Origin of the sequence: Mucilaginibacter paludis DSM 18603, from assembly GCF_000166195.2 — a bacterium.
In the GTDB taxonomy this organism is placed as follows: domain Bacteria; phylum Bacteroidota; class Bacteroidia; order Sphingobacteriales; family Sphingobacteriaceae; genus Mucilaginibacter; species Mucilaginibacter paludis.
On the sequence record NZ_CM001403.1, the window covers coordinates 387668 to 404279 of the forward strand.

The 16612-nt window shown below is 44.0% G+C and carries 11 protein-coding genes and 1 pseudogene; 8 read left to right on the plus strand and 4 right to left on the minus strand.

The genetic code is table 11. From position 1 onward, the window contains the following. Positions 1-44: 44 nt before the first annotated feature. The 4 genes from MUCPA_RS01470 (at position 45) to MUCPA_RS01495 (ending at position 4929) form a co-directional block, all read left to right on the plus strand. Positions 45-1709, plus strand: a complete 1665-nt coding sequence (locus MUCPA_RS01470; RefSeq protein WP_008504041.1) for an ArnT family glycosyltransferase — start codon at positions 45-47, stop codon at positions 1707-1709. Positions 1710-2624: 915 nt separating this feature from the next. Continuing rightward, positions 2625-3443, plus strand: a complete 819-nt coding sequence (locus tag MUCPA_RS01485) for a helix-turn-helix domain-containing protein (protein ID WP_008504042.1) — start codon at positions 2625-2627, stop codon at positions 3441-3443. 150 nt (positions 3444-3593) lie between these two features. Then, complete coding sequence (locus MUCPA_RS01490) at positions 3594-3797, plus strand: hypothetical protein (protein WP_008504043.1); 204 nt, start codon at positions 3594-3596, stop codon at positions 3795-3797. Between the two features lie 238 nt (positions 3798-4035). Continuing rightward, positions 4036-4929, plus strand: coding sequence for a cation diffusion facilitator family transporter (locus MUCPA_RS01495; RefSeq protein ID WP_008504045.1), 894 nt, complete (start codon positions 4036-4038; stop codon positions 4927-4929). A 48-nt stretch (positions 4930-4977) separates the two neighbouring features. Here the strand turns inward: MUCPA_RS01495 and MUCPA_RS01500 are convergent, their stop codons facing one another. The 4 genes from MUCPA_RS01500 to MUCPA_RS01510 all read right to left on the minus strand — a co-directional run bounded on the left by MUCPA_RS01500 (position 4978) and on the right by MUCPA_RS01510 (position 12513). After that, positions 4978-7221 (minus strand): 2OG-Fe(II) oxygenase, encoded by a 2244-nt coding sequence (locus MUCPA_RS01500; protein WP_008504046.1) that lies wholly within the window; start codon positions 7219-7221, stop codon positions 4978-4980. 31 nt (positions 7222-7252) lie between these two features. Continuing rightward, on the minus strand, positions 7253-10114 hold the full coding sequence (locus MUCPA_RS01505; RefSeq protein ID WP_008504047.1) for a UvrD-helicase domain-containing protein: 2862 nt from the start codon (positions 10112-10114) through the stop codon (positions 7253-7255). A gap of 407 nt (positions 10115-10521) precedes the next feature. Beyond that, positions 10522-10656, minus strand: a complete 135-nt coding sequence (locus tag MUCPA_RS39145) for a hypothetical protein (protein ID WP_008504048.1) — start codon at positions 10654-10656, stop codon at positions 10522-10524. Positions 10657-11310: 654 nt separating this feature from the next. Continuing rightward, positions 11311-12513 carry an iron-containing alcohol dehydrogenase gene (locus tag MUCPA_RS01510; protein ID WP_008504049.1) on the minus strand — a complete coding sequence of 401 codons (1203 nt, stop codon included), beginning with the start codon at positions 12511-12513 and terminating at the stop codon, positions 11311-11313. 297 nt (positions 12514-12810) lie between these two features. On the opposite strand from MUCPA_RS01510, the gene pxpB reads away from it, so the two are divergent. The 4 genes and pseudogenes from pxpB (at position 12811) to MUCPA_RS01530 (ending at position 16490) form a co-directional block, all read left to right on the plus strand. Continuing rightward, positions 12811-13560, plus strand: a complete 750-nt coding sequence (pxpB, locus tag MUCPA_RS01515) for a 5-oxoprolinase subunit PxpB (protein WP_008504050.1) — start codon at positions 12811-12813, stop codon at positions 13558-13560. Further along, a complete protein-coding gene (locus tag MUCPA_RS01520) occupies positions 13541-14536 on the plus strand; it encodes a 5-oxoprolinase subunit C family protein (protein ID WP_008504051.1) in 996 nt (331 codons plus the stop codon). Before pxpB ends, MUCPA_RS01520 begins: the two co-directional genes overlap by 20 nt. 69 nt (positions 14537-14605) lie before the next feature. Continuing rightward, positions 14606-15312 (plus strand): annotated as a pseudogene (locus tag MUCPA_RS01525) (5-oxoprolinase subunit PxpA). Then, the gene (locus MUCPA_RS01530) at positions 15309-16490 is read left to right on the plus strand and encodes an NRAMP family divalent metal transporter (protein WP_008504053.1); all 1182 of its coding nucleotides are present in this window, start codon (positions 15309-15311) and stop codon (positions 16488-16490) included. Before MUCPA_RS01525 ends, MUCPA_RS01530 begins: the two are co-directional and overlap by 4 nt. Positions 16491-16612 lie beyond the last annotated feature (122 nt).

The following is a 16612-nucleotide window of genomic DNA, read 5'->3' on the forward strand; positions in this document are numbered from 1 at the left end:
TTTAGTCAATTTGCTACAGAAACAGTTATAGCGATCTTGCGCACATGAATAAAAACATTGACCCAGCCCAAAACACCTCAAATAATACATCCCATACAAAAAAACTTACCGAATTAAATGCTGCACGCTACACGTTTTATTTAATTGCCGCAACATTTATTGCGCGTTTGCTCATTGCCGCCTACACGGGATTAGGCATTGGCGAATCATACTATTTCAGAGGGGTATTAAATCTCAGTTTAAGCTATTTTGATCAGCCTCCATTGTTTTTCTGGCTAAGCTGGCTTACCACTAAAATATTTGGCCTAACTAATATAGGCTTAAGGTTGCCTGCGGTTTTACTGTTTGCAGGTACGAGCTGGCTGTTGTTTTTAATTACCAAAAGGTTGTTCAACGCCAAAGCAGGCTTTTGGGCGGTTTTAATGATGAACCTGAGCGCTGTATTCACCATACCGGTAGCCACGTGGTTCCAACCCGATGCTCCGCTTATGTTTTTTTGGCTGGCCGCTACTTATTTTATGGTACAGCTGATGCTCCCTGTTAAAGACGCCCCCCAACGCAGCCGGGGCAATGTTTATTTACAATGGATCATCATAGGCATTTGTATGGGTTTAGCAACCCTGAGTAAATATCATGTGCTATTTTTATTCGTAGGAATACTTATTTTTGTAAGTGCTAACAAAAACCAGCGCCACTGGCTCAGGCACCCCGGTCCGTATCTGGCCGTACTCATCACCATCTTATTTGCCTCCCCTATTCTATGGTGGAATTACCATAATGCCTGGGTATCGTTCGCCTTCCAGGGATCAAGAGCCGGTTCTGACGGTAAATTTGTATTACACCCCGATTGGTTTCTGCGCAGTTTTATCGGCCAGGCCTGCTGGATCCTACCCTGGATCTGGATTCCGGTAATGCGCCAATTATATAAGGCGTTTAAAGAACGTAATAACTCCGAAGCTTACAGTTTTATCTTATGGACATCGGTATTGCCCATTGTATTTTTTACAGTGATCACTCTTTGGGCCGATCTTCAATATCATTTTCACTGGCAGGCGCCGGGCTACCTGATGCTTTTTATGCCATTGGGATACGCCATTGATCAAAACTTAAATAATCCTGAAAAAGCAAGGTCAACCAGACGCTGGTTAAGATTTTCGGCCTCGTTCACCATTATTACTATTACTTTTTTAAGCCTGCACATGGTAACCGGCTTTTGGCAATGGTATGGACCTAAATATATTGTTAACCGTACCCATTTAGGTATTGACGACCCTACTATTGAAGGAAACGATTACCTTGATATTAAAACCCGCTTTGAAAAAGAAGGTTGGTTAAAAAACGACAAAGTGTTTGCAGGCTGCACCCGCTGGTGGTTAACCGGCAAGGTTGACTGGGCCCTGAAAGGAGAAAAACCCATTGTATGTTTTAGCTATGACCCACGTAACCTGGCGTTTTTGGTTGACCCGGGAACCCTGAAAGGAGATGATGCCGTATTGATTACCCAAAATGATACGACCAGTATCTACCAGGATGTTATTCCGTTTTTTGACAAGGTAAAACGGGTACCCGATATTATAGTAACCCGTAACGGCAGGCCCGAGCTGCATTTAGCTACTTTTTACTGTACAAATTTCCATTTGCCTTCGGTACCACGTAAAGATTTGCCGGTGTATTACCAGTTAATGGGCTTGCCTCCGTTTGGGCATTAACTGATTAAGTAGGTTGGCCGTTATTACTTAATGGCCAACCTACTTTTAGCACAACATCTCGAAACTCATTTCACAAACCGTTAAAGTTCTTGTTATCATTGTATCCCTGGTCAGTTGTCAGGGATGACAACGCGTCGTCAACTCAACTATTAACTAATTTGCTCTAATATTACTACATCAAAAGCCATCAAAAGGGGCTTTAGGCTGACGCGCCTGTGCCCCAAATGAACCGATCACAAACAATAACAAACAAACACAAGTAAGTATGTGCCAAAGCGGAATATGATAAAGAGGATTCTCCCAGATAAGGGCACAATCTGGTATAATAATACCAAAAAAAGGAAAGAAAGCGAACATTCGGACAAGAGCGAGTATCTTCATTAATTTAAACAAGTGGGGACAATAATAAACTTACTCTTCTGGCGCAGAACTGATTCTGTAATGCTTTTTTAAACATTTAAAACAGATAAAGCGTCTTAGCGGCAGAAAAGGTAAAAGCATTTTGACCAACTTACCCCGGGATATTCGTCCAACATCGGGCGATTTGCAAAAAATACATTTGGTTTGAACCACTGGCTTTTTGCCAGGCTCCTCACCCGAAGTTTTCGAGGCAGTCATTTCAAATTTTTCATAGATTGAAAAATGCAAACTATAGGGCATGCAAGTTTCCGGAGGTGCTGGTAGCTTTAAGCTTTCATTGAAACAAAACTGCACTATCTAAAGTTAACAATACTGCCATTTTCAGCAACAATACTGCCGAAGCAACCCAGTCGACAGCTACTGTGTACGCCAACACCCTCCGTAACAATTTAATTACATCACGGAGCTCCGTGTAACACTTTTAAGATAAATGTTCGATTTAAGTTAAATTGCCTTCGTTATAAAATACCCCCTAAAATTTTATAATGGAAAGAAATGAACTCCAGTTTAAACAAGAAATTTGATTTAGAATATTTTTTCGAGCTTTCGCCCGATTTATTATGCATAGCCGGTTATGATGGCTATTTTAAAAAAATAAACCCCGCTGTTTCAAAAACATTAGGTTATACCAATAAAGAATTGTTTGCTAAACCCATAAATTCGTTTGTATATGCTGAAGATCGCGACATTACGGCGCGTAAACGCGAACGCTTGAAACAGGATGCCCCACTTTTAAATTTCGAAAACAGGTATGTAACCAAAAGCGGCGATATTGTTTGGCTCTCGTGGACATCAATGCCAATCAAACGCGAAAAGGTGGTGTTCGCCATTGCCAAAAATATCACCTCCAAAAAAAAAGCCGAAGAGTTTAACAGGGCATCATTTTTATTAGGTAACTCCGCACAACAAAACGCACTTAAACAACATGCCGGGATACTAAACTTTGATGATATTTTTGTTGCTGGCAACAGCCAAACCATACCCAAAAACTCACAAGCTGATGTGGCCTGGTTTTCTGAGCTTGAACGCATCATAAGAAAATATACCGGCAAAATCAACTTCGGCATTAGCCTGTTATGCACCGAAATGGCCATAAGCGAACGGCAACTATACCGACGCATTAAAAACGCTATTGGAATTACCCCCAATCAATATATACGGATTATACGCTTACAAATGGCCCGAGAAGCCATTGCAAGTGGCAAATATCGCACTATAGCCGAGATAGCCTATGCCGTTGGCTTTGAAACGCCCACTTACTTTAGCAAGTTATTTAAAGAGGTTTATGGCTTTGATGTTGGCGACTTGCTGTAATTTGCTGTGCTGAACTGTATCAGCCTGCAATATGCTCTCTTATTCCGTCCCGCTATCATGCCTCCTTCTTTTTAAGGCTTTTTAGCGCTTTCAAATAAATTATTGATACATTACACACTTTTACGGACACCATTATATTAAAATAAATTCATGAAACACGACGAGGTGGTTGCGGCACTCCAAATAATTGCAGATAAAGGCATGGCAATCAATATGACAAAAGATGATTTGCAAAGCTTAAAGGCGTACAACCTTATTGAGATAGCAAAAGGGGAAGAGAACGAACGGTCTCCGGCTTGCACCCTTACCAAAAAAGGACGGGTAATGTTGAAAGCAAACTCCAAGCCACAATAGTACCCTCAACCAGAATTAAGTTAGGATAATATTAGGTTACCTCGCGTGAGACTCTATCGTCACATTTTTACATACACGCTAAAATGCCAAGTCCGAAGGCTCTTTTTTTGCTGAATAAATTCTCCTGTTGATTTATCGGCTGCGTTAGCCATGTAGCATCCATATTATAGAGACTGATTTATAATTTAATTAAAACAGGCTTACTATAAACCTTGTTAAGGCAAAACAAACGCCATACATGCCTGCATCAAAAACGCCCATTTATACTGCCTTTGCGGCAAACTTGTTAATAGCAATCACCAAGATGACAGCGGCCTTAATAACGGGGAGTTCGGCCATGGCATCGGAAGGCATTCATTCGCTCGTTGATACCAGTAACGAGGTTTTGCTGCTGCTTGGCCTGCATAAAAGCAAAAAGCCGGCCGACGAAAACCGGCCCTTTGGCTATGGAAAAGAGCTATACTTTTGGGCTTTTGTGGTATCGTTGCTTTTTTTTGCTTTGGGTGGTGGCGTTTCTATCTACGAAGGCATCCACCACCTGATACAGCCCGAGCCGATGAAAAAACCCATCTGGAATTACATCGTACTGGGCATCGCGTTTATTTTTGACGGATTCTCGTTAATTACAGCCATGCGCGAATTTAACCGCCAACGTGGCGCCACCCCATTTTGGCAAGCAGTAAAGCAAAGTAAGGATCCATCAACATTTGTGGTGCTTTTTGAAGACGCGGCAGACGTAATAGGCATCCTGATAGCCTTTACCGGCATACTGCTGAGCCGGATGCTTGATAATCCCTATATCGATGGCGTAGCTTCCATCCTGATCGGTATATTACTTACGATGGTGGCCGTAGTGCTGGTACGCGAGAGCCACAGCCTTTTGATGGGCGAAAGTGCGCCAAAAGAGGATATCAACGGGATTGTCAGTTTAATAACGAGTGATCCGGCGGTTGTGCGTGTGGTTACCCAGCAATCCATGTACCTATCGCCCGAGGAAGTGATTTTAATTTTAACCATTAATTTTGAGCGGGATATATCCAGCCAGCAAATGGTACCAATTATTCAAAACATCAGACATGCGGTCCAAAAAAGTCATCCACATTTTAAGCATTTGTTTATTGAACCGGTATGAAAGCAAAACGGCACACGCGTTGAACCCGTGTGCCGGAACTTTAAGCACTCAAAGGAACTGAAAATCACTCACTTGTTTTAACAATGCTACATCCGCTTTCCAATCGGCAAGTACCGCCTCATAAGCATTCTGGTTTTTAGTGATCCTGAGCGTATGGGGCGATCCTTTTTTAATTGTCTCCATATCCAGATCGATGGTTACTGCCCGGATGGCATCTTCCATTAAGTCCCGTTCGGCCTGTACCCTTTGATAATCAAAAATCTGCTGCGTTGGCGATTGTAAAAAATCGGCCAACAGCGCCCATTGTTTCTTATAATTAGACACGGAAGGCACAGCCCTTGACCAGTCTGCCGGAGGCTGTGGCTTATGGTCAACCCGGTACACCAGATGTTCTTTGCAAACAGCCATCATCTGCTTAGCTAAGGGCAAACCCGCCCCCCATTCCAGGAGTACTTCTACCAATATCTTGTTCACATAATTCCGGGTAAGCACACGCGTAAAAGCTTCTATTGTGTTCTTGAGCCAGGTGTTATCCCCATCCTTTAGTTTACTTAAGGTAAGTACGTTGCGTAAAATATCTTTGATTACGGTTTGCCCATCTTTGTTTGGTAAGTTCAAGGCCTTTATATTGCCGGGTATCCGTTCGGCTTGCCCCATTACAAAAGCCTCATACCGGCCTGTTTCAGGCAAGGAATTTAATATGGCCAGCCAATGCCTTACTATGGCCGATTGCCCCATCGCTCCGGCCTCGGCAAAAACAGGCTCAAAACAACTGGCTGTATACAATTCAAATAACTTAAGCCAGGCTTCAACCGCAATTTGGCTAAAGTTATTTGTGAGTATAACCGTTCCCTTTTCAAACACGTATTGTTCATCGTTCAGGTTGATCAGCCAATCGGCCAACGGGGTACAATTCACCTCTTTCCCTAAATTAGCCCTGCTAACATCTTCGGTTATCAGTCTTTCAATTAATTTTCTTTCTGCTCCGCTTACGGCATCCCAGCGCTCGTTATACCAGGCTATCCACTCCAGCTTATTTTCAGTGCCTTGTTCGGTCAGCATCTGGTAATGGTATTTTTTCGGCCACAAAAAAACGGCTCCGTAATGATACCAATAATACATTTCCATACCGGCGTTTCCGGTATAACCTTCGGCTTCTTTCTGAATGGGTTCCCCTTCGTTTAATTCAATGTCGGTAATCAGGAGTTCTTCATCAAAGGCAATATTTTGCAGCGGCGGTACGCCTCCGGGCATCCAATGCTCAATATCTATACGATCATCATAAACCTCGCCCATTACACCATCTTCGGCACTTAAATCATCATCGTACTCATCATCATAGGGGTTATATTGTCGCTGCTTGCCGTGCCTATTTGACCGGGCATAATCTACTTCCAGCTGACCAGCCAAAAATGATGTTATTAAGCCCATTTTGGCATAATAACCGGCTTTTTCTGCTGCCAGCAGCAATGATTCAGCTTTAGGCCTGTCGTTCAGCTTCAAGGCCGCTATGGTAAAATTTGATGGGGTGTATTGGTGACCCAGCAATACCATTTTAGGCAGTCCTTGGTCGTCCTCGTGGGTTTTAAGTATATCGGCCAACCGATCTACGTAGCCTCCTAACTGATGGATCCCAATTTTTTCGGTGCCTTTATTTTGCACCAGGTTATAAACCAAACAAACGCGGTAACCAGAGGTAAGGGGCAATATCTCATGCTCACAATCCGCATAAAAGGCGGCAAAAGGTATTTTGTAGTTACTTGCAGGTACCGAAAAATCTATCGTTTCTGTTTTGCCATCAAAGCGTACGCTCAACTCGCCGCCGGTATGCCTGGAAGGCAAGCCTACGATGAGTGTGCCAAACATCCCTTTCTCCTTTTCGGAGTCCTTATGAGCCAGAAAAAAGTCGCCTTGTTCATAGATCAGCAGTTTATATAAATGTGCTGATACAGAATGCTCGCTGATGCCCAAATCGGGTTTAACCTGTTCAACCAGGGTTTCAATAAATTTACTCCAATCGCTGTTACTAAATACGATTTGATCGGCGTCAATTTCCCAGGCACTCCTAACATTGGTATCAAGTATTGTTTCGCTGCCCTTACCAAAAGGAGCTTGATGAGCACCTTTTATCATTTCAGTTACCTGAACTGCATTAACCGGAAAACCGATCTCGCCAACTCCCCGGACTTCCAAACCCGGGAAAACAAACGACTTGCTCCCGGTAGTAACAAAAGAACCGCTTCCCTTAATTTCGTTTAAAACGCCGAGTAATTGTTTTTTAAAATCAGACATGACAGATGTTTTTTACAGCGCAAAATATAAATTAATTATCTAACCAGTATTTATCCGGATCAATTTTAGCGTCCGGGTTTTTGGTGAGTTGTTCGCGGTAATTTTTTATCCGCGAGATAATCTTAGGGCCGTATACTGCTTGCCTCTTTTCAATCTCATCGATATCAATCATATCATAAATGTTTACCCATTCGTCGTCAATCAAAATCTCCATTAATGGGTTAGGCAGGTACAAGCCCGTCTCGAGGCGAACAAATAGCTTCTTGTTATATTTATCATCGCGGTTAACCTCGTTTTTAGCGAGGATGCTCGAAAGGTAAGGCCGCTGGCGGCGATACTCTGGCACAATGTTATGGGCCAACCCATCAAAAAAGTTGGCAAAATCGAGGGTCTGGAACGCTGGCTTATGATTCTTGAGACGAAAGAAAAGCCCGGCTGTATCAAGTTGATTAATTAAATGCGTGCGCAATACGGCAATCATATAGTTGAGCATCAAAAATTCCGCCTGATGGCTGTCAATCTTAATCAAACGGTTGTCTATCTTCACTTTGGTGCTTTCGCCTTTCAGTGTATCATAAAAACGATTAATTACCTTTCCTTTAAAAGAAGCATCTATATGAGCCTTTAAAATAGCCTGTTGCAAGGCGTTTCGGCCAAAATTATCGGTTACATTTATCTTAGCGCCGTTTTGTACCAGGTAACCGGCTATTTTTTCAGCGCCGTGAGCTATCGCGATCATAAAGGGTGTCAGGTTAAGCTCATTAGGAAAATCGATGCCGTACTTTTGTAATTTGGGTTCCAAAGCCTTTACATTGTCCTGGTAATATTCAGCCAGCATCCTTTTTAGGATAATCTTGCCTTCCTGTTCCCAGCGTTCGGCCGGGCGGTACTTTAACTGTGCCAGTTGGGTAAAATAGCCGCGTTCGTTATAATAAAGGGCGTATTCAAAAAGCCGGTCTTTAGCCTTTTTATTAAATAATTCGGGATTAAGCGCCTGTTTAAATAATTCTTTAAGTGCGCCGCGGGTGGTAACTTCCCAAGGTACGGGCTGCACTTTTAAAATTTGCGTCCTGATGGCATCGGCCTGCTCCTGCTTGCCCTGCATCTCTAAGCGGTGAGCTTCTTTTTGCCACTCCTCTTTGCTGGACGCCTGGTTTTTGACAGACGACTGCTGCTTAAAGTTGGTAAGCCCCAATAAAAAGAGTAACTCGTGCTTTTTATTGGTTTCAATAACATACAGGTTTTTTATCGCCCTGGTAATGCCCACGTAAAGCGAATTTACATAAAACTTATACTCATCGAGCGATTTATCCGCTTTATCCTTCGCGCGCGAAAACTTCAGGCTGTCTTCGTCCAAATCGGCGGGCGTTACGCCGTTGGTTAATTCCCTGAACTCTTTATCATAACCGGATATGGCATTGTATAAAATAATATTTTCGTACTCCAATCCCTTGGCTTCCTGGATCGAAAACAGCAACGGGGTCTGGAAAAAGGCTTTTGCAGCCGCCTTATCTTCATTACGCAGAACCAGTACCGCAAATTTTGTAGATTGTTTTGTTTTTTGGTTAAGGTCGGCTTTGATAGGGGCATTATTTTCTAAAAACTCTACCCCCCCTGTGTGCTTCGAGTTAGGTTTCACCAGGTAAGTGCTCTCTTTATCAATAGAGCCGAAACGCGCGTTTTTAATCAACAGCAGTTGGTTGGCTATTTTAGTTACTTCGGGTGTGTTACGATAGTTGGTGGCCAACACCCTGATGATATTGGCTTTGAGGTCCTGTTTGTAAAACAGGGTTTTAATTTGCGCCCACGAGAAAAAATTGGGGTGTACTATTTGGTTTGAATCGCCGCACAAAACAAAGTTGGCAGGGTTATGCAACGATTTTAAAATCAGCATCAGTTGTACATTGGTAATATCCTGCACCTCGTCAACAACCACATAATCATACCGGGGCTCTATGCGCTCCAATAAATTATACGATACAATATTACTGTCGAAATATACACCGGCCTTTAACCATTCCAGGTATTTGGTAAACAGATCATAGATCTGCCCGCGCTCCGCTTCGGGAAAGATAGATTGTTTAATACCCAGAGACAGATAATCCTTCAACGATAAATAAGGTTTATCTACTACCGAACCTGTAATCACCCCTTTAAATTCTTCAAAAACCTTGTAGGCATCTTTAATTTTATGGCTTTGCCGGTATTTGGAGATCCATTGCTCAAAACCGCGAAAATCAATTTCTTTGCCTTTGGGTACATCAATGGTGGAGAGATATTCAAAGAAAGATAGGAACTCCACTTCTTGCTTGCTGTTCTCGTAATCAAAAGAATAGTAAAGCAGGCTGGCGTTTTCTACCAGGTAACCAGAAAGCGTAATATAAAGTACCCGCCCGGTTAGTATCTTAGCTTTCTCTAAAGTTAAAGCCGTTTTACCGCTGCCCGCCGAGCCGATAATAATACCAGGTGCAGGCAGATGTAATATTTCGTCCTGCGTTTCATCAAACGACAGGATCTTATCCAGTAAATGGAAAGATTTTTTATTCGGGTTAATGTAAGTGATTGGGGCAGTATCTCCAGGTGTTATCTGTTTTTCGCTGTTAACAGGCAATAACTTGCTTTCGTCGATAACAGCTCCTCGTAAAAATCTGGATTTCTCGTAAGCGTGATTGAGGATCACTTCCAGGATAAATATGTATCTTTTGTCGGCAAATGTACCTATACTGAATAGCAACCGGTTTGTATCATCTAACTTTGCCCGATAGTAGCCGGTGCCGATCATCTTTTTCACGTCAGCCGAACGAAAATCATCAGCTTGCAAAAAACCGATCACCTTTTTTAGCTTATCCTTAAGTTTATCTGCACCTAAATCATTATATACCAGTACTTCCATTTTTGCTTCCTCAGGTAGTTTGAGATTATTGCTTCGTGGCAAATTTAATAATCTGCCTGAAATAGCGAATAGTCATGTTTATTAACATTATAATTGGCAAAGATCAGCGATTATTACTCATACACATAGTTGTAAAGATCAATATGGCGGTACCAGGGCGTTGCCTCCGGCCGGGCTATCCGCTCATACTGCACAGGCTTTAGCCACAGGCCGTTAGCCGCTACTATCCCTAACGCGAATTGCTTGTCTGTAATTCAAAGACCGATTTATCAGCCGGGGAACGCGCGGCACGCGCGCACCAGCGGGCGGCTACCCCTATTAATTAGCACAGCGCTATCATCATAAGTTTGCTTCATGGGAACGCGCGATACGCCCGCACCGGCAAAAAGCTTTTTTAAAACCAGCTTTTAAAATTTACCCGTCATTTTATCCTGTTCAGGCAATTCAATTTTACCGCCTATTAATTCATCAATTCCATGGGCTATACCGATAGCCACAGCCCTATGCCTAACCAGGTTGGTAACCCAACTGGCGCCGCACATATTGATCTGATAATTTGACCACCGGTCGCGGTCATTATAAGTAATAGACCCGGTCGGCCGGAAAAAACAGAGATGAAGTTTGGAACCTGTAGGCTATTTTGTGCAGATAAGAAAAGTGCGCAAGGGCCTGACTGCACGCCGGGCCAGGAGCTGGCCTGAGGGTGGAAGGATCGGGCAGTCTTGACGTTATTCACCTATTGTTTGTTTTTCAAGGTGTTCATGAGCTCCCTACGGTCGGTATTTGGTTCTTTTTGTGTCAAGACAAAATTGCGATAGCAATCATTCACACCCAAAACAAACAACAGTGAATAACGAACAAAGCCCTTCCCGCGGCGACTGAGCGGGCCGATGCTCTAAATTAAAGAATACTGATTATCGGAGTAAGAACAGACGCGCTGATATTGAGATACTAAAAAAGGAATCATTGTAGATTTTAATTCCTGCTAAGCACGAGTGCATAAATTGTCGGTGGGGACACCGACTAAGGGGAAAATTCCTGATAAATAAGAATATACACCTTTGGTATACAGCTACGGTGGGGACACCCAACAACGGGAAAGCATTTAGTTGATCCTTCGCAATCAACTAAAAAGCCGCCCTGTTACAGGCAGCCTTCGATTTACTTAATTGTGATTGAGTATCTAATAAGCAATCCTATCTCGCCACACAAAACTCAGCAGGCGTTTTTTTGGCAAGCAGCATCTGGTGGTAAGCATTTCTGTAAATGGTTTTAATATCATCCAACGTAACTTCCCTTGGGTTTCCACCGGTACATACATCAATCATGGCTTGTGTAGCCAGTTTATGAATATCCTGTAGCCTGAACGGTGTGTCGGCCAGTTTAGGAATATTTAACCGTTCGGCCATATCGGCAAGTGCTAAAATACTTTCACGACGGGCTTCCTCGTCGCTCATGCGTGTGGTGTCAATACCAAGGGCTTCGGCAATTTTGGCAAATTTTTCAACGCAGACTACCGAGTTGAACTCCTCAACATAAGGCAGCAAAATGGAATTGGCCACACCATGAGGTAAATTATACTCGGCGCCTAACTGATGGGCCATCGAATGTACAATGCCCAATCCGCTGTTAGAGAACGATAGCCCGGCAACGTAAGACCCCCAGGCCATTTTTGACCGTGCTTCCATATTTTCGCCATCGCAAACGGCAATCTCCAACGATTCGCCTATCAGTTTAATGGCTTCTAACGATAGTGTTTCGGCCAACCGGAACGAGCCTTTGCAGATATACGATTCAATGGCATGGGTTAAGGCATCCATCCCGGTAGCGGCAGTTAAACCGGCAGGCATTTTCACCATCAGTTCAGGGTCGTTCACGGCAACAGCAGCTAAGCAGTTAGGGTCAACCATTACCATTTTAATTTTCCGCACTTCGTCGGTAATTACATAATTCACGGTAACCTCGGATGCAGTTCCGGCTGTTGTATTCACGGCCACGATAGGTACCGATTTATGGGTCGACTTACCGATACCTTCATAATTTACAATATTGCCGCCATTGGTATACAATATCCCGATAGCCTTGGCTGCGTCTTGCGGCGAACCGCCACCTACCGATAGCAGGCTATCGCAATTATTTTGTTTAAATACGTTTAAGCCGTCGTTTACATTTTTACAGGTCGGGTTAGGCTCTACTTCGTCAAATATTACATAATCAATTTTCGCTTCGGTTAAAACAGCGGTTACACTGTCAACCACGCCAATCTTGCGGAGCACTTTATCCGTTACCAACAATAACTTTTTCAGATTTAATTTTTTGATTTCGACACCGATTTCTTTAACAGCGCCGGGGCCAATCAGGTTGATTGCCGGCCAGTAAATACGCCTGATAGATTCCATAATAATATATTTGGTGGAAGGATAATTTTTTTAAACATGCTTGATATAATAGTACGAATTTAGCGGCCAGTTAAAGCCCGTTACATAACCGCAATCAATAAAAAAAGTGATCGTGTACACCATTTTTATAAAAGCGGGTACAGGTCACATTTTGGCTGCCCAACATCAGCTTTAACAGCATTACAACTAAAAAACATACATTTTGCGTGAGCTGATACCGTTTTATTTAAAATAAAATGCTAAGTTTCCTTACGTTTTATTTTAATTAGGTTTGTAACTTAACACTCGATAACCGGCATGCTATTTTGGTCGAAAAACACCCGCCTTTCCATTTATTTTTTGAGTGAAAATGCTTTAACCATCGAGTTTGGCAATGAAATTAACGATGATTTACAGCAAAAGATCCGGAACTTTAACCAGTTTCTTTTAGATCATCCTTTTCCTGGGTTTTCAACAACAGTTCCAGCCTATGCTTCGCTCTCAGTTTTCTTTGATCCTTTACAGGTAATCAGCGCAGCGGAACTTCCGGGATTAAGTTGTTTTGAAAAAGTAAGCAATTACCTTAATAACTTAAATGATAAAATAAAACGAACATCTGCGGCGCCTGCCGAAATAGTTACCATACCCGTATGTTACGGCGGCAGCATGGGGCCGGATCTGGAGGGGTTGGCTGCATTGCATCACCTAACAGAAGACGATGTGATCCAACTGCATAGTAAAGCAGTTTACCAAGTTTATATGATTGGCTTTGTACCCGGCTTTGCTTACCTGGGTGGCCTAAACAAGTTATTGGCCACACCACGCAAGCTCACGCCAAGCCCGTTGGTACCGGCAGGCTCGGTGGGCATTGCAGGTGAACAAACCGGTATATATCCACTTGAAACACCCGGAGGTTGGCAAATTATCGGCCGAACACCACTTAAACTCTTTGATGCAGCCTGGCCCAAGCCATCATTATTAACCGCAGGCGACCGGGTGGTATTTAAACCGATTGACCTGGAAGAGTATAACAGACTAAAAAATAACCATGCGCATCCAAATCATTAAACCAGGCCTGTTGAGCACCATACAGGATTTAGGCCGTAGCCAGCATCGTTCGCAGGCGGTGCCGGTTTCGGGGGCGATGGACACTTTATCGGCGCGGATAGCCAATAAGGCCGTTGGAAATAACGACGATGCCGCAGTTATAGAATTCACTTTTGCAGACGCTGAATTTAAGGCTCAAACAGCGATACTGATAGCCTATGCCGGAGATGGCGCCACTTTATTTTGCAACGCTAAGGTGCTACCGCCCGAAAGGCCGATTTTCATTCCGGCCGGAACGGTTGTTCAATTAAAAAATCAGCCTTCGGGCTGCCGGACTTATTTAGCCATAGCTGGCGGATTTGATGTACCCGGGGTAATGGGCAGCAGAAGCACTTATCTGGCAGCTGGTTTTGGAGGTTTAGATGGAAGGAAACTTAATGGCGGGGATATCCTGTATAACGGCAAAAAAATAACGCCCCTATGCAGCCTGATTTACGATCATCTCGAATGCACATCGGTTAACTATCCGTTATGGAGCATAGCACGGGTATTGTTGCTTCCAGATAACCGTCAGCATATCCGCGTGGTGCCTGCGCACGAGTTTACGTGGTTCAATAGCCGGTCCATCATTGATTTTTTATCCACGCCATACATCATAAGCAGCCGCAATAACAGGATGGGCTACCACCTGGAGGGCGCTCCTCTTGAACGGCTGAAGAAAGACGAATTACTTTCGACCGCCGTAAGCCCGGGCACAATACAAGTTACCGGCAATGGCAGTATGGTGCTCCTGATGGCCGACTGCCAAACCACGGGCGGCTACCCACGCATAGGCCAGGTGGCGGCTGTGGATATGCCTCTATGTGGTCAGCTAAAAACGGCCGACCAAATATATTTTAAAGAAATAAGCGCACGCGAAGCAGAAGCGCTGTATATTGAACAGGAACAACAATTACATCAGTTAACCGCTGCTATTAAAAATAAATTCGGTTTATAAATTAAACATGACATGATGCAAAGTATCGATTTGAACTGCGATATGGGTGAAGCATTTGGCAATTACCCCATGCCCAATGATGATACCCTGATGGATTATATCACCTCGGCCAACATAGCCTGCGGGTTTCACGCCGGCGACCCCGAGGTGATGCAGCACACCGTAAACGTGGCTATAAAAAAAGGCGTAGCCATTGGTGCCCACCCGGGCCTGCCCGATCTGCAAGGTTTTGGCAGAAGAGAAATGAAGATCTCGGCTAACGAGGCCTACCAAATGACCCTGTATCAAATTGGTGCTTTGTATGGTTTTGTAAAGGCAGCTGGCGGCAAACTGCACCACGTAAAAGCGCATGGCGCCTTGTATAACATGGCGGCTAAAGATGAAAGCCTTGCCCGCGCCATAGTAAATGCCGTACACGATTTTGACCCATCGTTAATTTTATACGCCCTTGCCAACAGCCAGATGGTTACTGCGGCACAAAAAATAGGCTTGGTTACAGCATCAGAAGTATTTGCCGACCGCACCTACCAGGATGATGGCTCGCTCACGCCACGCGTGCAAAGCAACGCCATGATCACTGATGAACAGCAGTCAATTGCCAGGTATTGATGATGGTAAAAAACCAACAGGTGGTATCGGTGAATAAAAAGGAGATTCCGCTAAAGGCAGATACTTTATGCCTGCACGGCGACGGCGCGCACGCTGTAGAGTTTGCAAAAATGATTGCCCAAAAACTAAAGGACGAACACATTATTATTAAGGCTCCGGCCCTATGAAGAAAAAATTTAACTGGAGCGTTTTATTGGGCGCAGCCTTTTTAATGGCATCATCGGCCATTGGCCCCGGCTTTTTAACTCAAACTGCCGTATTTACGGCGCAGCTTAAAGCAAGCTTTGGCTTTGTGATTTTATTATCTGTAATACTGGATGCCATTGCCCAGCTCAACATCTGGCGTATTATTGCCGTAGCCGATAAACCGGCACAGGATATTGCCAACCAGGTTTTCCCCGGTTTGGGTTATTTTATTTCGTTCCTGGTATTTTTAGGGGGTATGGCCTTTAATATCGGTAATATTGCCGGTGCAGGGTTGGGTTTAAATGTTCTGCTTGGCGTGAGCGTAGGCCAGGGTGCTATCATGAGCGCTATTGTAGCCATTGGCATTTTTATTTATAAAGAAGCAGGTAAGGCGATGGACCTGTTTGCTAAAACCATGGGGCTGCTTAAAATTACGCTGGCGCTTTACATCGCCTACATCAGCAACCCTCCTCTGGCCGAGGCTGCCGTCAGATCGGTGGTGCCTACCAGCTTTAGCTTTACCGCCGTTTTAACCATCGTTGGCGGAACGGTTGGCGGCTATATCACCTTTGCGGGCGCGCACCGTTTGCTGGATGCCCGCCAAACCGGTAAAGAGAATTTACCTGCGATAAACAAAGGCGCATTAAGCGCTATCGGACTGGCCTCTTTAATGCGTATCTTGTTGTTTATAGCAGCCTTAGGCGTTATTACTGCCGGTGGTAAATTGGATCCGGCTAATCCAGCTGCTTCGGTATTTCAATTAGCTGCCGGGCAAATCGGTTACAAAATATTCGGGCTGGTGATGTGGTCGGCTGGCATCTCGTCGGTGGTGGGCTCAGCTTATACTTCTGTTTCGTTTATCAAAAGCTTCCACCCGGTGATATTAAAACTCAACCGCGAGATCATTATCGTTTTTATCATCATCTCCTGCATTATTTTCGAACTGATAGGCAAGCCGGTTAAAATTCTGCTTGCCGTTGGGGCCATTAACGGTTTTATTTTACCGGTAGCTCTGGGCGTAATGCTGGTGGCCGCCTACCGGCACAAAATTATTGCTGATTATAAACAGCCTTTGCTGCTCACTATTTTAGGAATTATGGTGGTTGGGATTATGGCTTGGATGAGTTGCGGGGCTATTGTGCAGATGTTGGGATATTGATGTAGAAGGTAGCCGCCGAGTGTGAGCCGAATATCGCTGCTTAAAACAAAAATTCTATTGTTGCTCTGCCCGTATGGATCCATCCTTTTGGAGATGCCAAGGGAAAGATGATGCCGCCTCAA